General features: G+C 60.1%; 21 protein-coding genes. 8 read left to right on the forward strand and 13 right to left on the reverse strand.

The annotated features are described in order from the left end of the window. The first annotated feature begins 20 nt into the window (after positions 1-20). The 7 genes from H8709_RS05930 (at position 21) to H8709_RS05960 (ending at position 5,001) form a co-directional block, all read left to right on the forward strand. A complete protein-coding gene (locus tag H8709_RS05930) occupies positions 21-185 on the forward strand; it encodes a DUF3006 domain-containing protein (protein WP_262397454.1) in 165 nt (54 codons plus the stop codon). 155 nt (positions 186-340) lie between these two features. Then, on the forward strand, positions 341-1,588 hold the full coding sequence (locus H8709_RS05935; RefSeq protein ID WP_262397455.1) for a competence/damage-inducible protein A: 1,248 nt from the start codon (positions 341-343) through the stop codon (positions 1,586-1,588). After that, the gene (locus tag H8709_RS05940; protein ID WP_262397456.1) at positions 1,588-2,589 is read left to right on the forward strand and encodes a TIGR01212 family radical SAM protein; all 1,002 of its coding nucleotides are present in this window, start codon (positions 1,588-1,590) and stop codon (positions 2,587-2,589) included. The genes H8709_RS05935 and H8709_RS05940 overlap by 1 nt, the downstream gene beginning before the upstream one ends. 39 nt (positions 2,590-2,628) lie before the next feature. After that, entirely contained in the window at positions 2,629-3,180 is a 552-nt protein-coding gene (locus H8709_RS05945; protein WP_262397457.1) for a class I SAM-dependent methyltransferase, read from the forward strand. Between the two features lie 70 nt (positions 3,181-3,250). After that, positions 3,251-3,892: a cysteine peptidase family C39 domain-containing protein gene (locus H8709_RS05950; RefSeq protein WP_262397458.1), complete on the forward strand. Its 642-nt coding sequence runs from the start codon at positions 3,251-3,253 to the stop codon at positions 3,890-3,892. Further along, a complete protein-coding gene (locus H8709_RS05955) occupies positions 3,889-4,395 on the forward strand; it encodes a GNAT family N-acetyltransferase (RefSeq protein WP_262397459.1) in 507 nt (168 codons plus the stop codon). Before H8709_RS05950 ends, H8709_RS05955 begins: the two co-directional genes overlap by 4 nt. A gap of 165 nt (positions 4,396-4,560) precedes the next feature. Then, positions 4,561-5,001, forward strand: coding sequence for a YaiI/YqxD family protein (locus H8709_RS05960; RefSeq protein ID WP_262397460.1), 441 nt, complete (start codon positions 4,561-4,563; stop codon positions 4,999-5,001). Positions 5,002-5,215: 214 nt separating this feature from the next. On the opposite strand, the gene H8709_RS05965 is transcribed toward H8709_RS05960, so the two are convergent. The 8 genes from H8709_RS05965 to prmA all read right to left on the reverse strand — a co-directional run bounded on the left by H8709_RS05965 (position 5,216) and on the right by prmA (position 12,510). After that, entirely contained in the window at positions 5,216-6,697 is a 1,482-nt protein-coding gene (locus H8709_RS05965) for an L-fucose/L-arabinose isomerase family protein (protein WP_262397461.1), read from the reverse strand. Positions 6,698-7,015: 318 nt separating this feature from the next. Continuing rightward, positions 7,016-7,645, reverse strand: coding sequence for an ABC-2 transporter permease (locus tag H8709_RS05970; RefSeq protein ID WP_262397462.1), 630 nt, complete (start codon positions 7,643-7,645; stop codon positions 7,016-7,018). A gap of 2 nt (positions 7,646-7,647) precedes the next feature. Further along, on the reverse strand, positions 7,648-8,511 hold the full coding sequence (locus H8709_RS05975) for an ABC transporter ATP-binding protein (RefSeq protein WP_262397463.1): 864 nt from the start codon (positions 8,509-8,511) through the stop codon (positions 7,648-7,650). A gap of 66 nt (positions 8,512-8,577) precedes the next feature. Further along, positions 8,578-8,991: a GntR family transcriptional regulator gene (locus H8709_RS05980; RefSeq protein WP_262397464.1), complete on the reverse strand. Its 414-nt coding sequence runs from the start codon at positions 8,989-8,991 to the stop codon at positions 8,578-8,580. Between the two features lie 277 nt (positions 8,992-9,268). Then, positions 9,269-9,811, reverse strand: a complete 543-nt coding sequence (locus H8709_RS05985) for a hypothetical protein (RefSeq protein ID WP_262397465.1) — start codon at positions 9,809-9,811, stop codon at positions 9,269-9,271. A gap of 32 nt (positions 9,812-9,843) precedes the next feature. After that, positions 9,844-10,728 (reverse strand): M15 family metallopeptidase, encoded by an 885-nt coding sequence (locus tag H8709_RS05990; RefSeq protein ID WP_262397466.1) that lies wholly within the window; start codon positions 10,726-10,728, stop codon positions 9,844-9,846. 95 nt (positions 10,729-10,823) lie between these two features. Then, positions 10,824-11,570, reverse strand: a complete 747-nt coding sequence (locus H8709_RS05995) for a 16S rRNA (uracil(1498)-N(3))-methyltransferase (protein ID WP_262397467.1) — start codon at positions 11,568-11,570, stop codon at positions 10,824-10,826. Beyond that, positions 11,551-12,510, reverse strand: coding sequence for a 50S ribosomal protein L11 methyltransferase (gene prmA / locus H8709_RS06000; protein ID WP_262397468.1), 960 nt, complete (start codon positions 12,508-12,510; stop codon positions 11,551-11,553). Before prmA ends, H8709_RS05995 begins: the two co-directional genes overlap by 20 nt. Positions 12,511-12,717: 207 nt before the next feature. Here prmA and H8709_RS06005 point away from each other — a divergent pair, with 207 nt between their 5' ends. Beyond that, positions 12,718-14,064 carry a WD40/YVTN/BNR-like repeat-containing protein gene (locus H8709_RS06005; protein ID WP_262397469.1) on the forward strand — a complete coding sequence of 449 codons (1,347 nt, stop codon included), beginning with the start codon at positions 12,718-12,720 and terminating at the stop codon, positions 14,062-14,064. 148 nt (positions 14,065-14,212) lie between these two features. On the opposite strand, the gene dnaJ is transcribed toward H8709_RS06005, so the two are convergent. From dnaJ to hemW, 5 genes are all read right to left on the reverse strand, one after another. Next, complete coding sequence (dnaJ, locus tag H8709_RS06010; protein ID WP_262397470.1) at positions 14,213-15,388, reverse strand: molecular chaperone DnaJ; 1,176 nt, start codon at positions 15,386-15,388, stop codon at positions 14,213-14,215. Between the two features lie 179 nt (positions 15,389-15,567). Then, positions 15,568-17,406: a molecular chaperone DnaK gene (gene dnaK / locus H8709_RS06015; RefSeq protein ID WP_262397471.1), complete on the reverse strand. Its 1,839-nt coding sequence runs from the start codon at positions 17,404-17,406 to the stop codon at positions 15,568-15,570. Between the two features lie 96 nt (positions 17,407-17,502). After that, positions 17,503-18,048 (reverse strand): nucleotide exchange factor GrpE, encoded by a 546-nt coding sequence (grpE, locus tag H8709_RS06020; RefSeq protein ID WP_262397472.1) that lies wholly within the window; start codon positions 18,046-18,048, stop codon positions 17,503-17,505. Between the two features lie 33 nt (positions 18,049-18,081). After that, complete coding sequence (gene hrcA / locus H8709_RS06025; protein ID WP_262397473.1) at positions 18,082-19,164, reverse strand: heat-inducible transcriptional repressor HrcA; 1,083 nt, start codon at positions 19,162-19,164, stop codon at positions 18,082-18,084. A gap of 472 nt (positions 19,165-19,636) precedes the next feature. Next, the gene (gene hemW / locus H8709_RS06030; protein ID WP_262397474.1) at positions 19,637-20,761 is read right to left on the reverse strand and encodes a radical SAM family heme chaperone HemW; all 1,125 of its coding nucleotides are present in this window, start codon (positions 20,759-20,761) and stop codon (positions 19,637-19,639) included. Between the last annotated feature and the right edge of the window lie 162 nt (positions 20,762-20,923).

The raw sequence follows: 20,923 nt of genomic DNA on the forward strand, positions 1-20,923 counted from the left end.
ATAGAGAAAGGAAGGACGAAATGGAACCTGTCAACTATACGGTGCGCCGCATCGACGGCGACTACGCTATTCTCCTCAGCGATGAAGGGGTGGAAAACACCGTCGCCCGGGCGCTGCTGCCCATGGAGATCGACGAGGGCACGCGTCTGCGGTGGGAAAACTTCGTCTATACCATCATCGGTTGATGCCGGATGAGAAGGTGCAAACCCAATGGAGGGTCGCGCGCCTATCCCCGCCGGCGGGCCGCAAATAGAAGATAAGCCGCAGACGGGCCCACGGCCCGTCTCAAGCGGCGTCCGCGGCGCGCCCAAAAGGGGCCGCGGAGAAGGGAGAAGAGGCTATGAAAGCGGAAATCTTGTGCGTGGGAACGGAACTGCTCTTAGGCGACATTGTCAACACCAACGCCGCCTTTATCGCCAGGGAGCTCGCGCGCCTTGGCATCGACGTTTACAACCAGTCGGTGGTGGGCGATAACCCCCAGCGCCTCAAGGAGAGCCTGGAACTGGCCCTTGAGCGCAACGACATGGTCATCATGACCGGCGGTTTGGGGCCTACCTACGACGACCTGACCAAGGAGACGGTGGCCGAGCTTTTTGGGCGGAAGATGGTCCTCCACCAGCCGTCCATGGAGCGAATTGAGCGGTTTTTCCAGCATTACCGGCGCGTGATGACCGACAATAACCGCAAGCAGGCCTACATGCCCGAGGGAGCCACCGTCTTCCCCAACGACAACGGCACCGCGCCGGGCCTGGCGGTGGAGCAGGACGGCAAAATCGCCATCCTTCTGCCCGGCCCGCCCCGGGAGATGACCCCCATGTTCTTGGACGCGGTGGTGCCCTATCTGGAGCAGTTTTCCGGCTCCACCCTCTATTCCACCAATGTCCATCTCTTCGGCATTGGGGAATCCCAGGTGGAGACTATCCTCAAGGAGATGATGGTCTCCTCTCAAAATCCCACCATCGCCCCCTATGCCAAGGAGGGCGAGGTCCGGCTGCGGGTGACCGCCAGCGCCAAGTCGGGCGAGGAAGCTAAAGCCATGGTGGAGCCGGCGGTGGAAAAAATCAAAGAGATCCTGGGAGAATATATTTACGGCATCGACGTGGGGGATTTACAGACGGCCCTCGTCAAGGCCTTGCAGTCTAAGAACAAGAAGGTGGCCTTTGCCGAGAGCTGTACCGGTGGATATCTGGCCAAGCGGCTGACCGAGGTGCCGGGGTCCTCCAGCGTCTTTGACTGCGGCGTCTGCTCCTATGCCAATGAGATCAAGGAGCGTATCCTCCATGTCTCCCACCAGACTTTGGCCGACTTCGGCGCCGTCTCGGAGCAGACGGCCAAGGAGATGGCCCGAGGGGTGCGGGAGCTTTCCGGCGCGGACATCGGCGTATCCACCACCGGCATCGCGGGGCCGGGGGGCGGCAGCGAGGAAAAGCCGGTGGGGCTTGTCTATGTGGGCATCGCCACCGAAGACTCCTGCGAGGCCTATGAGCTGCGGCTGAGCCGGGGCTATCAGGACGAGCGGGAGTATATCCGGTATCTGGCCGGTTCCCACGCCTTTCACCTGTGCCTGAAAACCTTGGAGCGGCTCTGATGACGCCCCAAAAGAATCCTTTTCCCTATGCCCAGGACAATAAGCGTTACCACACCTTTAGCTACGCCCTCAAGCAGCGCTTCGGGCGCAAGGTGTGCAAGGTCTCCCTCAACGCGGGGCTCAGCTGCCCCAACATCGACGGGACCCGTGGCCGGGGTGGATGCACCTACTGTTCCAGCGCCGGGAGCGGGGAGTTTGGCGGCGATCCCGCCCTGCCCCTGGAACTCCAGTTTGAACAGGTGCGCCGCATGCTCTCGAAAAAGTGGCCCGACTGCGCCTACCTGCCCTACTTTCAGGCCCACACCAACACCTACGCGCCCCTGCCCCGCCTCCAAGAGCTCTATGAGCGGGCCCTGGCCCTGCCGGGGGCGGTGGGGCTTTCCATCTCCACCCGGCCCGACTGCATCGACGAGGAGATCGCCGACTACCTGGGAGCGCTCTGCCGCCGCACCTATCTGACGGTGGAACTGGGGTTACAGACCATCCACGACGACACGGCCCGGCGCATCAACCGCTGTCACACCTACGCCGAGTTTTTAGAGGGCTTTCGCCTGCTGGAAGAGCGGGGGGTGCCGGTGGTGGTCCACCTCATCGACGGACTGCCCGGGGAGAACCGGGACAGGATGCTGGAAACCGCCCGGGCCATGGCAGAACTTCCCCTCTACGGGGTCAAGCTCCACCTGCTCCACGTCCTGCGGGGCACGCCCCTGGCCCGGGAGTATGAGGCCGGCGGGTTCCGGCTCTTGGAGCGGGACGAATATGTGGACATCGTCTGTTCCCAATTGGAGCTCTTTCCCGCTACCTTTGTCATGGGACGGCTCACCGGGGACGGAGCGCCCGACGACCTCATCGGCCCGCTGTGGAGCCGGAAGAAACTTGTGGTTCTCAACGAGATCGACAAGGAGCTCGTCCGACGGGACAGCTTCCAGGGCAAATACGCGCCGATAAAAGCGGGAGCATTCAATACAAATAGTATAGATGGAGAATTAATATACAAATAATGGGGAAATTTGCGGTCCCCCGTCGAAGGAGGGAAGACCTTGGAATCCATCTTGGAAAGCGCAAAGCATTTGATTCGGCCGTCCATCCGCCCGGACAGCACGGTGGCCGACTTTACCATGGGTAACGGCAACGACACCCTGTTTTTGGCGGGGCTGGTCCCCCAGGGGAAAGTCTACGCCTTTGACATCCAGCCCCAGGCGCTGGAAAATACCCGGGCGCTCTTAGAGCGGGAGGGGATGGCGGCCCGCGCGGACCTCATTCTGGACAGCCATCACCGGGCGGACCAGTATATCCCTGGGGAGATCGACGCGGGGATGTTTAATTTGGGCTATCTGCCCTACGGCGACCACAAGGTGACCACCCAGCTTGCCACCACCTTGGAGGCGGTGGAGCGGGCTTTGGCCCTGCTATCAAAGGGCGGGTGCCTCCTCATCGTCGTCTATCCCGGACACCCGGAGGGACAGCGAGAGGGGGAGAGCCTCACCCAATGGGCGGCGGGGCTCGACAAAAAGAGATACGATGCCCTCCTGCACCGGCTCATCAATGTGCCGGAATGTCCGTTTATCCTGGCCTTATGGCGAAGAAAATAATACATATTGTATAAATAGCATCATATTTAACAAAAACTCGACAGAATATCCTGGAAAGGAGCCGAGATTTTTGAAAAAAATTGTCATCGCGGTCCTGTCGGTGCTCCTCCTTGCGGGCATTGGAACGGCCGCCTATCTGCTCTTGCGCCCCGAGCCGGAGCCCATGCCCTTCCCCCAGCTCATCAAAGTGCCCCAGTTTCCCGAAGACCGGGCGGGGACGTATCCGCCGGCCTATCAGATAACGGGGGAGAACTTCATCTACCACCAGGGGGAGAACCAGTGCGCGGGATACAGCGGCGCTTATCTTTTGCGCCATCTGGGCCAGGAGGTGGATGGCCCAGCCCTGGACGAGCGTCTGGCGAGGCTTTCGCCCCAGACCGGCGTGATGCCGGAGCGGCTTGTCCGGGTGCTGGGGGAATACGATGTCAAGGCGGCCGCCTATCGGGGGACGCTGGAAAGCCTCAAGACCCGGGTGGCTGAGGGCGTGCCGGTCATCGTCCTCATCGGCGAGGGGGCGGCCTGGCAGCATTACGCGCCGGTCACCGGCTATGACGGGGAGCATATCTACCTGGCCGACCCATCGGGGGAGGAAACCGGAGAGGACTATAACAGCATCCTGACCACGGCGGAGTTTCTCGACCAATGGGACAACGGGCTGCCGGGGTATGCAAATTTATATATCATCACAAAGGGGACAGAAAAAACAGCATGAAACTGATACTGCGAGATTTTAAAGAACAGGACCTGCCGGAGATGCGGGACATCTGGAACGAAATTGTGGAGGAAGGAGTGAGCTTTCCCGGCGAAAAGGTGCTGAGCCTGGACGAGGCCCGGGAGATGTTTGCTTCTCAGACCCGTTCCGTCGTCGCACTCCAGGACGGGGAGGTGGTGGGGGTCTACATTCTGCACCCCAACAACATCGGGCGCTGCGGCCACATCGCCAACGCCTCCTACGGCGTCAAGCGGGGCCACCGGGGGGAGGGCATCGGCGAACAGTTGGTGCGCCATTCCCTGGATTCCCTTTCGCCCTGTGGCTTCCGGGGGCTTCAATTTAACGCAGTGGTGGCTATGAACCGCACCGCCATCGTCCTGTATGAGCGCCTGGGCTTTGACCGCATCGGCGTCATCCCCGGCGGCTACCACCTCAAGGACGGCAGCTATGAGGACATCATCATCTTCTACCGGGCAGCGCCCGGGGGTGTGACGCGCCCCTAGCGCTTGAAATGCGGAGGCGCTTTCCCCGCGTTTGTGTCGCTTTGGGAAGGCTGGCGTGTTTCGCCGGGGAGCCCCCGGAGGCGATTCGCGCCCATAGACTTTGAAAACGCCGCTGCACCAGGGCCGGGTTTCGCGGCCGGAATTACAATGGAGAGGAGGAGGCTCATGCGGATTCTCATTGACGCCGACGGCTGTCCGGTGGTGCGTCTCACCCTCCAGTGCGCGGGGGCGTACGGCGTGCCGGTAATCATCTTTTGCGACACGGCCCACGAGTTCCGGGATGTGGAGGCCGAAGTGGTCACCGTATCCAAGGGGGCGGATGCCGTGGACTTCGCGCTGGTCAACCACGCCCGCCCCGGGGACATTGTCATCACCCAGGACTACGGCGTGGCCGCCATGGCCCTCTCCCGGGGCTGTCGGGCGCTCAGTCAAAATGGGCTTGTCTACACTTCGGGTAACATCGACGGGCTCCTCATGAGCCGCCACCTGGCCCGGAAGGTGCGGGCCGCCGGAGGACGGATGAAAAATGCGCCCAAGCGCACCAAAGAGGACGACGAGCGCTTCCTCAGCGCACTTCGGGGCCTCTTGGACGTAGCCAAGGCGTAAAAGGGATAAAAAAGCGGGACAGCATTGCTGTCCCGCTTTTTTCTGGCTGGCGCGGCGTCCGGCACGGCCCAATCATCGGGGGAAAGAATTTTTGAGGCCGATTGCGGGCTTTCAAAAGAAAAACTTGCTAGCGCCCTGGCGCGGCCTTCGCCCGCCGTGGGTAAAAAAGCAGCCGCCCAAATGGGCGGCTGCTTTGTATGTACGCTGTACTTTTTTACGCAAAGGGGTTCTCGGTGGGATAGGGCACGCCCTTGGGCTGGTTGTAGCCGATGTCTTTGACGCCCAGCATGTTGAAGATGCTGTACAACGCCTTGCCGAAGTGGCCGAAGGCCACCGCGCCGTGATGGGGATACTGTTTTTCCACCAGGACATGGCGGAAGAAGCGTCCCATCTCCGGGATGGCGAAGATGCCGATGGCGCCAAAGGAACGGGTGGCCACGGGCAGAACCTCGCCCTGGGCCACATAGGCGGTCAGCTCCGCGTCGGCGTTGGACTGCAGACGGAAGAAGGTGATGTCGCCGGGGACGATGTCGCCCTCCAGGGTGCCGCGGGTGATGTCCGGCTCTTTGTCCGGCTCCAAGCCCCGATGCATGATGAGCTGATACTTCATGCTGCAGGAGGAGAGCTTGGCGGAGGCGGTGTTGCCGCAGTGGAAGCCCATGAAGGTGTCTTTATGGGTGTAGTTATATTTGTCCTTAATCTCGCTTTCATACATGTCGGCGGGAACGGTGTTGTTGATGTCCAGCAGGGTGACGATGTCGTCGGACACGCAAGTGCCGATAAACTCGCTGAGAGCGCCGTAGATGTCCACTTCGCAGGAGACGGGGATACCCCGGGCGGTCAGGCGGCTGTTGACATAGCAGGGGACAAAGCCGAACTGGGTCTGGAAGGCGGGCCAGCATTTGTTGGCGAAAGCGATGTACTCCCGGGAGCCTTTCTGCGCCTCGGCCCAGTCGAGGAGGGTCAGCTCATACTGCGCGAGCTTTGGGAGGATGCCGGGCATCTTGTTGCCCTCGCCCAGCTCCTTCTCCATGTCCGCGATGACCTCGGGAATCCGAGGATCGCCGGCGTGCTCGTTATAGGAGGCAAACAGGTCGAGCTCCGAGTTCTCCGCAATCTCCACGCCCAGGTTAAAGAGCTGCTTGATGGGGGCGTTGCAGGCCAAGAAATCTCTGGGACGGGGACCGAAGGTGATGATTTTTAACTTGGACAGGCCGATGATGGCCCGGGCCACGGGAACAAAGTCGAAGATCATGTCCGCCACTTCGCAGGCGGTGCCCACGGGGTACTCGGGGATATAGGCCTTGACGTTACGCAGGCCCAGGTTGTAGCTGGCGTTGAGCATGCCGCAGTAAGCGTCGCCGCGGCCGTTGATGAGCTTGTCGCCGGCTTCCTCAGCGGCTGCTACGAACATGACCGGTCCGCCGAACTCTTTGGCCAAGAGGGTCTCCTCGGTCTCAGGGCCGAAGTTGCCCAAAAAGACGACCAGCGCGTTGCAGCCGGCCTCTTTGACTTCGCCGAGGGCTTTTCTCATATGCAGCTCGTTCTCCACGGTGGTGGGGCACTCATAGATGCTGCCGCCCTTTTCGGTAAAGGCTTTGACCACCGCTTTTCTGCGGTTGGTGGAGAGCTCCATGGGGAAGCAGTCGCGGCTGACCGCTACGATGCCAAGGTTGACTTGCGGAATATTTTTCATGTGAATTCCTCCTGTCGGATCAAAAATAAAGAACACTTTTTCCCGTACTGGGTGACAACCCTATCTTACACCATCACCCAGAAAAAATCCATGAAAATGAGAAGAAAATCCTCATTTTCTCAAAAATTTTATAAAATAGAGATAGAAGATGTCGATAAAAAAGCAGTTTTCACAAGTTTTTTGGCCTAACTTGTACGATCAACATGACAATTACCGGAAAGATGTCCGGGCGGGGAAGAGGCCGGGGCAAAAGCGGCACGAAAAACCCCCGGCTCTCCGTCTGAAGAGCCGGGGGTGATGGCGGGAGAAAGGTGGAGATTACGCGATGTCCCGCTTTTCATAGATGTTGAGCGCCACGATGCAGGAGATAAAGTACAGCGCCAGCGCGGCGACCAGGAGCAGGAAGAGGGAGGAATTTTGCAGCCAGCCGAGGACGATGAAGAGAATGTCGCCGCTAAAGGCGAAGGAGAAGACGGCCATATAAAAGACCAAGGCCACAATCCGCCCCTTGACGCCGCCCAAAAACATGGTGAAGGGATACTGAATCGCCAGATAGAGGGCGGTGAGGATGAAGCTGAGCGCATAGAGGGAGGGCAGCTGCTGATTGGAAATCCGGTCGGCGTCCATCATCATGCCGCCCAGGAAGGACAGCGCAAAGCAGACGACGATGGAACCCACCAGCAGGACCAGGGAGAAGGCGTATTTGCCGATGACATACTCGCTGCGCCGGATGGGGAGAAAGGCGTAGTAGTTCTGGGTGTGGTAGTTTTCATCGTAGGAGAGAAGCCCATACCCCAGCAGGTAGACCATGAGCACCAGGACGAGCGGCATGGCCTGGGGGGCAAAGAAGGCGACGATCACGGCGACGATGGGGAAGAGCTGATAGATGATGGAGACGCTCATAATTTTTGTGGCGTCCGCTTTGATGAGTCGGATGATATTTTGCATGGTTACCGGTCCTCCTTCCGCGTGTAGCCGATAAAGATTTGTTCGATGTCCGGGCGCTCGTAGATAGCTTCCTTGCCGAAGGTGTCCAAGGCCCATTGGGGGTCGTCGGTGAGCGCCTCAAAGCCGAAGCTGTTTTTCTGGATGCTGATGAATTTGTCCTCGCTGCCGGGGGAGAGCAGGGAGGCGGGGCCTTTGACCACCCGATGGCCCTCGATGATGGTGTCCTTGTCGCCGAAGAGGAGCATCTTTCCCTGGTGGAGGAAGACGATGTAATCGGCGGCGTGGTCCAGGTCGGAGGTGATGTGGGTGGAGAAAAAGACGGTGACCTCCTCCTTTTCCATCATTTCCAAAAGCAGGTCCAGGATGTCCCGCCGCACTAAGGGGTCCAGGTTGGCGGTGGGCTCGTCGAGGATGACGAGCTTGGGGTGATGGCACAGGGCGATGACCAGTTCAAACTGCTTTTTCATGCCCTTGGAGAGGGAGATGTATTTGGCCTTGGGGTCCAGGCGGAAGCGGCTTAAGAGCTTATCGAAGAGGGCCCAGTCCCAGCGGGGGAAGAAGGGAGCGGTGATGTTCGCGATGGTGCGCAGGCGCATACTGGCCCAGTAGCCCGCATCGTCGCCCACATAGCCGATATCCGCCTTGGCGAGGCTCCCGTCCTTCTGCGCGTCCCGGCCCAGCACCTGTATCTGACCGCGGTTCGGACGGAGCATGTCGAGAATCAGCTTGATGGTGGTGGTCTTTCCCGCGCCGTTTTCACCGATAAAGCCGGTGATAAAGCCGGTGGGAACCTGTAAATGATCAATGGAGAGGACAAAATGACCCAGGCGTTTTTGGAGATCGGTAATCTCAATACTGTTCGGCATGGCAATAGCACGCTCCTTTTATTTGATAGCAATGGGTGGGGATATCCCCGATCAATACAAAAATCATCAGGGCGCTTTCGAGGGGGAGGGGCTTTGCGCTTCCTCCTCCATGTCCCGGTAGAGCAGGGATACAATTTCCAATAGCTCGTCTAATGACATTTTAATAGCGCGGGAGGAGGCTACCGCTTCGGCGATCTTTTCCTCAATCTGGGCCACCGCGATGTTGCGGATGAGCTCCATGTTCTGTATCGCCACAAAGGTACCCTTGGAGGGGGCTGTTTCCAGAAAGCCTTCGGCCTCCAGGTCGTCGTAGGCCCGCTTGACGGTGATGATACTCACCCGGAGTTCTTTGGCCAGCATCCGGATGGAGGGCAGCGGCGCCCCTTGACTGAGTTCCCCGTTTAAAATCATGTTCTTGATCTGTTGCTCAATTTGTTCATATAGCGGGGTCGCGGATGCGCTGGTGACAATGAGGTCCAATGGCTCACCTCCTTGTGTGATTGACTGTATATACTGTCTATGCACAGATAATAACACGTAGGCACATGGCTGTCAAGAGGTTTGTGAGATTTTTTTCACAAAATCCGGCGGCAATATCGATAGAAACGGCCAGTCTCCCGCGTGGTGGGAGAAGCGCTGCGTGGGCCTCGCGCGATGGCTATTTTTTCGGTCATGGAGCCCGGCTGCCCCGCCGGAGGGAGGACAGCGGCCATAAAAAAATCCCCCGGCGTCTGCCGGGGGATTTGGAACCGCTCTCTTATACTTGCAAGTGAAATTCAAAGAAGTAGAGGTCCTCCTCTTTGGTGGGGGAGGAGTAATAGACGCTGGAAAAGTATCCGCTTTCCTGCAAGGCAACGAAAAGGGCGTCGGCCGACTCCCCGTTGGGGGAAAGGCAGTCCATGACGATGTCGCTGCCCGCGATATGGAAGGAGCTCACTTCCACATCGGACGGAATGGCGCGGGCGATGGTGAAAAAGATGGTGGTGTCGTAATCGGGCAGCTCTTCAAACTCGATGGTGGCGCCGGCCAGGGCCTGGGCGTAGGATTTCATCAGGCGGATGGTGTTCTTTTTGCCCAGGACTTTCTCCACATCGGAGAGGGAGACGTTTTTCTGGATACTGGCCGCCACGGTGTTGGCCCGGTTGAGGCCGAGCTCCCGCACCGCCTGGGCGGAGATGGTGGAGAGGAAGACGATGCCGCCCAGGCACACGGCGACCAGCAGCAGGGAAAAGAGACGCTGTCCCACGCCCCGCCTGCGTCCGGTGAGGGATATTTTGATTTTGCTCCAAACCCCTGCCATCGGCTTCCTCCTTTCTGATGGGGGTTCCGGCTTTATGCCAGCCCCAGATATTCTTCCAAGCACTGGTGGGCCGCGTTCATGGCTTTGGCGTTTTCCACGCCCACGTAGCGGTAGTGCCACGGCTCATAGGTGATGCCGGTGATGTCCTGCTTATCCTTGGGGTAGCGCAGGACAAAGCCGTATTCCTCGGCGTGCTCGCTCAGCCACGCGAAGGCGTCGGACTTCTCGAAGTTTTCGTTGAGGTCCCCGTACTCCTCGTAGTAGCCGGGATAGATAATGTCCAGCGCCAGCCCCGTGTTGTGCTCGCTGGTGCCCGGAGGGGCCACCCATTTAGCGGCTTCGGCCTCGGCCTCGGACTGGCTGTAGCCGTAGCCGATGTATTCGTTTACCTTGGCGTCATAGAGCTCGGTCTGCCGCTGTACGGTGCGGTGGGCGGAGGTGATGGCCAGGCTCACCCCGTCTGCTTTGGCCGCGGCGATCATCTCCATCAGCGGCTCCCGGATGCGGGCGTCTACCTTGTAATTGCCGGTGGCAACCTCTAAGTCCACGCTGTAATCTTTGCCCAGCGGATGGGCCGCCGACGCCATGACCAAGCGCCAGTCGGAGGAATTCACCCCGGCGCTCGCGGGGACGGACGCGGAGGAGCCGGGCTCCTCACTGGGATTCGACGCGGGGGAAGAGCTGCCGGGGGTGCTCATCGGGGCGGAACTGCTGCCCGACGCGGAAGTGCTGCTGGAACTCATAGAGCCTCCTTGCGAACTGCTGCTGGGGCCGTCTTTGCCCCCCAGTTTGGCGAAGATAAAGATGCAAAGAAGGATGAGGAGAAATAAGATGATGACGAAAAGCAGGGTTTTGCGGTTATTTCGTCTCTGTCTTCTGCGGTTGGGTGTTCTGCGCACGGGTTGCTGCTGCGGCATGTTCTACCTCCTGCCTTTTGACGGGTCCTGTGTTTATTTTTTGACGGGTACTGGTATCTTATGCAAAAACCGGCCTGTACTATCCCAGCGGGCGCTTACAGATTGCCGGTGGCGTACATGATGACGGACAGGGCGCACAGCGGCGCCGTCTCACACCGGAGAATCCGGGGGCCCAGGGTGGCGGTGCGAAGGCCCATTTCTTCGGCGAGACGGACCTCCTCCGGGTCAAAGCCCCCCTCGCTCCCCACAAAGAGGGAGACGCGCCCCGCGCCGGGGAAAAGAAGCTCGCGAAGGGGCGTCCCGCCGCCCTCGTAGAAAAAGAGGGCGAGGGGGTCCAGAGAAGCCTCCTGCACCGCGTCGGGAAAGGAAAGGAGCGGGGCGACTTCGGGGACGCGGCCCCGGCCCGACTGCTTGGCGGCCTCCAAAGCGATGCGCTGGGCGCGGGCCTGCTTGGCGCGCATCCCCTTTTCGTCGGGCCGGGAGACACAGCGCCGGGTCAGAATGGGGACGATGCGTCCCACTCCCAGCTCCACCGCCTTTTGGACGATGAGGTCCAGCTTGTCGGACTTGGGCAGCGCCTGGTAGAGGGTGACAAAGCATGCCGGTTCCCCGGCGCTGGGGGCGCGGGAGAGGACGTCGCACCGGACGCTCTCCCGGTCGATGGAAGCAATCCGGCAGCGGTAGTCGCTGCCCGCCCCGTCGCAGAGGATGAGCTCCTCCCCCACGGCCATCCGCAGGGAACGCCCGATGTGGCGGGCGTCCTCCCCTGTGATGAGGGCGAATTCATCGTTTATTTGATCGGTAAAAAAGCGGGGCATCTGTTTACCCGTCCTTTCGCTCATAATGGCAGGCAAGCGCGCACCAGCCGCCGCTTTCGCGCAGCTCGTCCACCACGAAGCCCGTTTCGCTCAGGGCTTCCCTCACGTCCTCGAGCCGCTCGTCGATGATGCCCGATGCGATGAAGACGCCGTCTTTCTTTAAAAACCGGGGGATGTCGGGGCACAGGCGGATGATGACGTCGGCCACGATGTTGGCGCAGATCAGTTCATATTGGCCCTGGACCCGGGCGGTCAAATCGCCGCACAGGACGGTGAGACGGTCTTCCACCCCGTTGAGTGCGGCGTTCTCCCCGGCCACCTTGACGGCATTCTGGTCGATGTCAACGCCCAGGGCGTCCTTTGCGCCTAAGAGCAGGGCGGCGATGGAGAGGATACCGCTGCCGCAGCCCACGTCCAGGACATGACAGCCGGGGACCATGTGCTTTTCAATGAGCTGCATGCAAAGCCGGGTGGTGTCGTGGGTGCCGGTGCCGAAGGCCATGCCGGGGTCGAGACGGAGCATCACCTGGCCAGGCTGTAAGTCCGCCTCCTCCCAAGAGGGGCAGATGAGCAGCCGCTCGGACACCTGCACCGGATGGTAATATTTTTTCCAGGCGGTGGCCCAGTCCTCTTCCCGCACGTCTGTGAGGGAAAGCTCCAGCCGGCCCCAGGCACCGTCGGTGTCCCTGTCCTTGAGCACGCCCAGCATGGAGCGGATGGCCGCCAGATTCTCCGCGCCCTGGGGGTTGTCGGGAAGATAGACGGTGATCTTGGTCTCACATTCGGTGAGCTTCATCAGCTCCTCGTCCACATAGTCCCAATAGATGGTGGTGTCCTCTAAAAAATCCCGAAAGTCCTGGGCGTCCTGTATGGCAAAGCCGGTGACGCCCAGAGCGACCAGCTGATCGCTGACCGGGTCGATTCCTGCTGTGGTGGTAAAAATGTCCGCCTCTATCCAGTTCATGATGCTCCTCCTTTAAAAGGTGCCTGCCGGGCGGCGCTTTTCTGCACCGTCTCCAGCCTTTTGTCAGTATCCCCTATTATAGCGAATTTTCCCGCCCGCGTAAAGGCGGCAGGGTTGGAGATGCCTGGAAACGGAGCGGGAGACAGAAAGTTTACATTTCACCCGTTGACGGCTGTGCTATAATAGCAAAAAAGAGAAGAAAAACCTATGGGAAAGGAGAAATCCATGGAAAACGAGCAACAGTCTTCCACCCGCCGCCGGGTGTTTACCGTTGTGGGGCTCCTGTTGGCCCTCATCCTCATCGGCCTTGGCATCTTCGGCTTCTACCGGAAAAATCAGCAGGACCAGGTGGTCATCTTGGACGCCGAGGAGTTCACGGTGCACAGTGAATCCGAAAATCTGACTCTGGCGGCCGTCCAGTGGCTGAGCGGCTATCTCGAACAGTACCAGGTCGCCTATCTGCCCCGGAAAGAGCGGCTCATGGACTTCGCATTTCGTGACATCGAGGAAAAGGAAACCGGTTCGTATCCGGTGGTCCTCTGCGAATTTACCATACAGCCGGCGGCCAAGGACTTGGGGGACTTCTCCTCCTGGGGTATCGCCGAGGAGGATCATGTTTCCTGCCAGTGGGTGCTGTGGATGGAGCGCAAGGCCCTCCCCGACGGCGGCTACCTCTATGGGGTGCGCCGCCAGGGTACACCGGCGTCCTATGATCTGGAACAGTACCAGGGGGGCAGTCAGCAGGAAAAGGACGAATACGACCACGAATATAAACAGGAGCTGCCCTACGAAAGGAACCAGTACACCTACAAAATCCAGGACGGGGCCTGTTCGGTGAGCTTGGACGGCGGGAACGGCTGGCAAAAGATTCCCCTCTCACTGGAAACCCTGTGCGAGGTGGGGGACGGTAACGCCTACTATAACCGGCTCCAGGAGGGCAGCTTCCTCATCACCCCGGAAAAGACCGCCTTTGCCTACGGCGGGACGGTGGATACGGGGCTCTCCGTCATCTATAGCGAGGACCAGGGGAAGAGTTGGAAAACGGCCCTCGTGGACGAGAAAATGGACAGCGTGCGGGTCAAGTTTCTCAGTTTTCCCACGCCCCAGACCGGCTTTCTGGTGGCCACCGGCGGCCGGACCATGTCCCAAGAGGGACAGGTGATCTACCGCACCCAGGACGGCGGAGCCTCCTGGCAGCGGGTGGGGGAGGGCCCTCGGACCAGCCTGCTGCAATCGGCGGGATTTGTCAGCGAGACGGTGGGATTTTTGTCCTATCCCCCCATCGAGGGGGCTGAAGCGAACCTCTACCGCACCGAGGACGCCGGGCAGACCTTCTCTCCCATCCAGTTCCCGGTCAAGGACGAGTGGAAAGAGGTCTTTGTCGCCCCCACCGCGCCTTTTATGGAGGACGGGAAGCTCGTCATGCTGGTGGGACAGGGGGACAGCGGCGACTTTGAAGGCGGCCGGGTGATGGCCAAATATGTCTCGGAGGACATGGGACTCACCTGGACCTATGCCGATCTCTACGAGCCGCCCGACAACGAGCCCGGATAAGCGTCTGTCCGATGGGTCAGACCGCGCTGTGGCCCGGACCAAGCTGTGGGGCGGGCCGGAAGGGAGCGACTTTGCTGGCTTTGCTCCTAAACCCCGGTCCCGCCGCCGCGGGCAGGAAAAACAGCCGCCAATTGGCGGCTGTTTTTTATTAGCTTTTGCCTTCCCAGGCGTCCTTGAGCTTATCGAAGAAGCCCTTGCGCTTCTCGTAGTTTTTGTCCGAGGAAGCGCCCTCAAACTCCTTGAGCAGCTCCTTTTGCTTGGCGCTCAGGTTTTTGGGCACCTCGATGGTCACCTTGACGTATTGGTCGCCCCGGCCCCGGCCGCCCAAGAGGGGGATGCCCTTATTTTTGAGCCGGAAGGTGGTGCCGGGCTGGGTGCCCTCGTGGATGTTGTATTTGACCTTGCCGTCGATGGTGGGGACCACCACCTCGTCGCCGAACACCGCCTGGGTGAAGGTGACGGGGATTTCGCACCAGACGTCGAAGCCGTCCCGGTCGAAGATGGGGTCGGGCCGGACGCTGACGGTGACGTTTAAGTTGCCCGCCGGGCCGCCGTTGACACCCATGTCGCCCTGGCCGGACACGGCGAAGGTCTGGCCGTCGTCGATGCCCGCGGGGATGTTGACCTCGATGGTCTTATTGACCCGCACCCGTCCCAGTCCGTTACAGGCCTGGCAGGGATCGGAGATAATCTTTCCTTTTCCGGAGCATTTGGAGCAGGTCCGGGTGGAGTTGATGACGCCAAAGGGAGTGCGCTGGGTCACCCGCACCTGGCCCGAGCCGTGACAGTCCGGACAGGTCTGGATGGCGTCGGGATTTTTGGCGCCGGAGCCGCTGCAAGTTTTACAGGTTTCGAGCCTGGATATTTTCAGCTGTTTGACGCAGCCCTTGGCAGCCTCTAAGAAGCTGAGCACAATGGAGGAGCGCAGGTCGCCCCCGCGCACCGGCCCGTTGGGGTTGCGGGAACCGCCGCCCCCTCCGCCGAAGCCTCCGAAACCGCCGCCGAAGAAACTGTCGAAGATATCGCCCAGATCGTCAAATCCAAAACCACCGGCCCCATAGGCGCCGGCGCCGCCGGCACCGCCGCCATAGGACGGGTCCACGCCGGCGTGGCCAAATTGGTCGTAGCGGGCACGCTTGCCCGGGTCGGAGAGAACCTCGTAGGCCTCTCCCACCTCTTTGAACTTGGCTTCCGCTTCCTTATCTCCTGGATTTAAGTCCGGGTGATACTTTTTTGCGACCTTACGATATGCTTTTTTGATTTCGTCCTCGGAAGCGCCCTTTTCGACGCCCAGGACTTCGTAATAATCTCTCTTTTCTGGCAAATTGATCACCCTTACGTTTCTATTATCACACTGTCATGCCGCCCGCCCCAACCAGGGAGCGGCCCCTACCGTCCGCCCGCGCTGCTTGGCAGCCGGGGGAGCCGGGGAAGCGGCCCTGCACAAGATAAGACCGGGTGATAGGGCCCAGTCTCATCTTTCGGTATAGCTTATTTAGTATATTACTTGTTCTGGTCCTCGTCAACCTCTTTGTAATCGGCGTCCACCACATTGTCGTCGTGGGGAGCCTCCGCGCCAGGGGCCGCGCCGCCAGGAGCCTGGCCTGCCGCCTGCGCCTGCTCGTAGACCTTGGAGGAGATTTCGTAGAACTTCTTCTGCAGCTCCTCCTGCTTCGACTTGATGGCCTCCACATCGGTGCCCTTGAGGGCCTCTTTGAGCGCGTCGATCTTGGACTGGACGTCGGACTTTTCACCCGCGTCGATCTTGTCGCCCAGGTCGGTCAGGGTTTTCTCGCACTGGTAGACCATCTGGTCGGCCGCGTTTCTGACGTCGATCTCCTCACGGCGCTTTTTGTCCTCGGCCGCGAACTGCTCGGCGTCCTTGACCGCCTTTTCGATGTCCTCTTTGGACATGTTGGTGGAGGAAGTGATGGTAATGTTCTGTTCCTTGCCGGTGCCCAGGTCCTTGGCGGTGACGTGAACGATGCCGTTGGCGTCGATGTCGAAGGTCACTTCGATCTGGGGCACGCCGCGGGGCGCCGCAGGGATGCCGTCGAGGCGGAACATACCTAAGGATTTATTGTCTTTGGCCATCTCGCGCTCGCCCTGGAGGACATGGACTTCCACAGAAGTCTGGCCGTCGGCGGCGGTGGAGAAGATCTGGGATTTCTTGGTGGGAATGGTGGTGTTGCGGTCGATGATCTTGGTGAAGACGCCGCCTAAAGTTTCAAGGCCCAGGGACAGGGGGGTGACGTCCAAGAGCAGCAGGCCCTTGACCTCGCCGCCCAGGACGCCGCCCTGGATGGCCGCGCCGATGGCGACGCACTCGTCGGGGTTGATGCCCTTAAACGGCTCTTTGCCGGTGATCTTCTGCACCGCTTCCTGGACGGCCGGGATACGGGAGGAGCCGCCCACCAGCAGGATTTTGTCGAGCTCGGAGGCGGAGAGCCCCGAGTCGGAGAGGGCCTGACGGACCGGACCCATGGTGGCTTCCACCAGGTCGGCGGTCAGTTCGTTGAATTTAGCCCGGGTCAGGTTCATGTCCAGATGCTTCGGGCCGGTGGCGTCGGCGGTGATGAAGGGCAGGTTGATGTTCGCCTGGGTCACGCTGGAAAGCTCGATCTTCGCTTTCTCGGCGGCTTCTTTCAGGCGCTGCATGGCCATTTTGTCGGCTCTTAAATCGATGCCATTTTCTTTCTTAAACTGGTCGGCCAGATAATCGACCACCCGGTTGTCGAAGTCGTCGCCACCCAAGCGGTTGTTGCCCGCGGTGGCCAGCACTTCCTGTACGCCGTCGCCCATCTCGATGATGGAGACGTCAAAGGTGCCGCCGCCCAGGTCGTAGACCATGACCTTCTGGTCGGTCTCCTTGTCCACGCCGTAAGCCAGGGCCGCGGCGGTGGGCTCGTTGATGATTCTCTTGACTTCCAGCCCCGCGATGCGTCCGGCGTCCTTGGTGGCCTGGCGCTGTGCGTCGGTGAAGTAGGCCGGCACGGTGATGACCGCGTCATAGACCTTTTCGCCCAGGTAGGATTCCGCGTCGGTTTTGAGCTTTTGCAGAATCATGGCCGAAATTTCTTGGGGGGTGAAGTTTTTGCCGTCGATGCCTACTTTATAGTCGGAGCCCATGTGGCGCTTGATGGAGCTGACGGTGTGATCGGGGTTGGCGATGGCCTGGCGCTTGGCAACCTGGCCCACCAGACGCTCCCCATTTTTAAAGGAAACAACGGAAGGGGTGGTTCTTTCGCCTTCCGCGTTGGGTATGACGACGGCCTCGCCGCCCTCCATAACAGATACACAGGAGTTAGTGGTACCTAAGTCAATGCCGATAATTTTTCCCATAATGATTTTCCTCCTCGAATAACAACTTATTCACTGAACTTTTGGTTCGGATTTTCTGCGTTTATGTCAAAGGCGCTGGAAAAGCGCCCTCACTGCCTAGTTGGCGACCTTGACCATGGCGTAACGGAGGACCTTGTCGCCCATCCGGTAGCCCTTCTGGAAGACCTCCACCACCACGGAAGCGCCCACGGCTTCGTCGTCCACATGCATGACCGCGTGGTGAAGCGCCGGGTCAAATTCCTGGTCCTTGGGGTCGATCTCCTCGATGCCCAGCTTTTTGATGGTCTCGCAAAGCCCGTCGTAGATCATCTGCACGCCCTTGTGGAAGGTCTCGTCGGCACATTCGGTGGCCAGGGCCCGCTCGAAGTTATCCAGCACCCCCAAAAACTGGGAGGCGGTGTCCGCCTTGGCGTCGGTATAAATCTGGTCCTTTTCCCGCTGGGAGCGCTTGCGGAAGTTGTCAAACTCCGCCATGGTCCGCAGCAGCTTGTCGTTTAAATCGTCGATCTGCGCCTGGAGCGCCTGGGTTTCGTCTTCCGCCCCCGGCGCCTCGGTTTCCGGCGTCTCGGGCGTGGTCACCTCTTCAGTTTGCTCCGCCTCGTTTTCTGGGCTTTTCTGGTTCTGTTTTTTCTTTTCGGACACGTCAATGTCTCCTTTCGTGATGCTGGGGGAACCTTAAGTTGTCTCTGATTCCTGCGCGCTGCCGTCCGGGGCTACTGACTGCTCCGAATCGTCCTCCTGCGAAATCTCGGTGAGGATGCGCCCTAGGGTATCCGCGAAATACTGGATGTGGGGGATGAGCTTGGGGTAGTCCATCCGCACCGGGCCGATGATGCCGATGACGCCGGACTTTGCATGCCCCACATTGTACCGGGCAATGACGACGCTGGAATCGGCCAGGGCGGTTTTACCGGCCTCCCGGCCGATAGAGACGTTTTTGTCCCGCATTTCCTCGTTGATGAGGCGGAGCATTTCGTCCCGTTTGTTGACAAAGGTGAGAATTTCGTGGGCCACCGGCATAAATTCCCGGTAGGTGAGCAGATTGGTTTCCCCCTCCACGTAGTACCGCCCGGAATAGATCTGGCGGCACAGATCGAAGATGCAGACGAGCAGGGGAGTAAAGATACGGGAATATTCGCCCAGCGCCACGGCCACCGATTGGAGATAGAGCTTGGAAATTTCCTCTAAGCTCTTGCCGTGAAAGCGGGAGTTGACGAATTTCCGGAAGAACTCCAGCACCTGGGGAGTCACGGCGAAATCCACCCGGCAGACCTTGCTTTTGACAACGCCGTTGGTGGCGATGACCAGCACCACCAGGGTGCGGGGGCCGGAGGGAATGATGTCGATGCGCCGGATGCACACGTCCTCGGGGGTCAGGGTGGAGGAGACGGTGACACAGCCGGTCAGATTCGCCAGGGCCGTGGCCGCGTCCTCGACGAGCCTGTCGGGGTCGGGGTGCTGGATATTGAACAGCGCGTCGATCTCCGCCTTTTCGGCGGCGGTCAGCGGCTGGGTCTGCATGAGGCTGTTGATGTAGAGCCGGTACCCCTTGTGAGAGGGCACCCGGCCCGCGGAAGTGTGGGGCTGTTCGAGATACCCCATCTCAAAGAGCGCCGCCATCTCGTTGCGGATGGTGGCGGGGGAAATGGCGTAATCCAGAACAGAGGCCAGCAGCTTGGAGCCCACCGGCTCTCCGGTTTTGGTGTAGACCTCGATGATCGCTGCGAGTATATTCATCTTCCTTTGGTCCAGTTCCACAGCGTATCACCTCTCTTGTTCTCTTGATTTAGCACTCATTAATACGGAGTGCTAAACCTTACAGTTAACAATGTATCACTTCTTTTTTAGTATGTCAAGGCACTTCATAGTTTATTTACAAAAATATTGGCAAACGGACACAGGGACTGCTAAAAAAAGAAAAGCCCCTTCTTTTACCTCATCAAAGCGGGAAAAAGGAGGGGCTCGAGTGAGCCGCCGGCTGCGAGGCAAGGGGGCGTCAAGCGGGAGCCCCGGGGAGCGGCAAAGGCCCGCCATGCAGACGCGGCGCGGGAGCCGCAAAAAAAGCAGCCACTTTCCGTGGCTGCTTTCTGATAGCTGCACTATAAAAAACCAATGCGCAGGGCATCCGCGCCGTGCGCTCCGCCCCGTTGCGCTCCGCCCTGTTGCGAGAAAAACGGCGGCGTTTTGACTGGCACGCCACCCTGAATGAATCGCCGCCCCTGCGCTGCGTCTATCTTTCTGAAGCGGCGTCCAGCAGGGCGGCGATGACGGCGTTGGAGACGAGAAAGCCCTCCGGCGTCAGGGAAAGCCGCCCGTCTTCCAGCACCGCCAGTCCCCGCGCGCATAAAGGCCGGGCGGCTGCTTTAAGCGGAGACAAATCCAGCGCATAGCGCCCAGAAAGGGCGTCCAAATCCACCCCTTCATTCAGCCGCAGCCCCAGCATCAGCTCCTCGAAGAAGCCGCCCCCCTCGCACACCTCCGTAAAGGGGAGCCGGGAGAAGTCGTCCGTCCGGCAAAAGGCACGCAGGTCCCGGAGGACGGCGAAGCGCATCCCGCCGTAGTAGGAGTGGGCGGCGGGGCCAAAGCCCAGGTAGGGACGGCAGCGCCAGTATTTGAGGTTGTGGCGGCTTTCCATCCCAGGGCGGGCAAAATTGGAGATTTCGTACTGGCAAAGGCCGTGTTGGGAGAGGTATCGGACCGTCTCCAGATAGAGGTCGGCCTGGGCGTCCTCATCGGGCACCTTGTCCCGAAAGCGGGGGGCGTCGTAGGGGGTGCCCGCCTCCACCTTTAAGATGTAGGCGGAAAGGTGGGCGGGGGAGAGGGAGAGGGCGAAGTCCAGCGTATCCCGCAAAGAGGCGGAAGTCTGACCGATGACACCCAGCATCACGTCCAGGGAGATGTTGTCCACCCCGCCCGCACGGCACCCTTCCACCGACCGGGCCACCTCGTCCCGGGAGTGCCGCCGGCCCAAGAGGGAGAGTTCCCGCTCGTCGGCCGACTGCATCCCGAAGCTGGCCCGTGTAAAGCCGAGGCTTCCCAGGGCGGCGATCACCTCCCCTTCGGCGGCCCGGGGATTGGCCTCGGTGGTGATCTCGCAGTCATGGGTCAGGGAAAAGCGGGCGGAGAGGGCGGCGAGAATCTTCCCGAGCCGCTCTTTTCCCAACAGCGTCGGGGTGCCGCCGCCGAAATAGACCGAATCGGCGGCCTCGGGCGGCGCGGTGGAAATTTGGCGCAGGAGGGCGTCGGTGTAGGCGTCCATGAGCGCGCCGTCCCCCCGCACCGAATAAAAGTCGCAGTAGGGGCACTTACTCCGGCAGAAAGGCACGTGGAGATAGAGGCCGATGGGCTCGCTCATGGAGAAAACCTTCTTTCTAAAACAAAGGCCGCCGCTTATAACGCGGCGGCCGGCATAGTGGTGCCGTGGGATTTATCTGGGACGAAAAACGGCCCGTCACGGGAACCGGGGGGAGCGACGGACCGGCAGACGGACAGGAAATCATGGGCCGCACGGGTCACA

Source organism: Zongyangia hominis, from assembly GCF_014385095.1.
Classification (GTDB): Bacteria; Bacillota; Clostridia; order Oscillospirales; family Ruminococcaceae; genus Zongyangia; species Zongyangia hominis.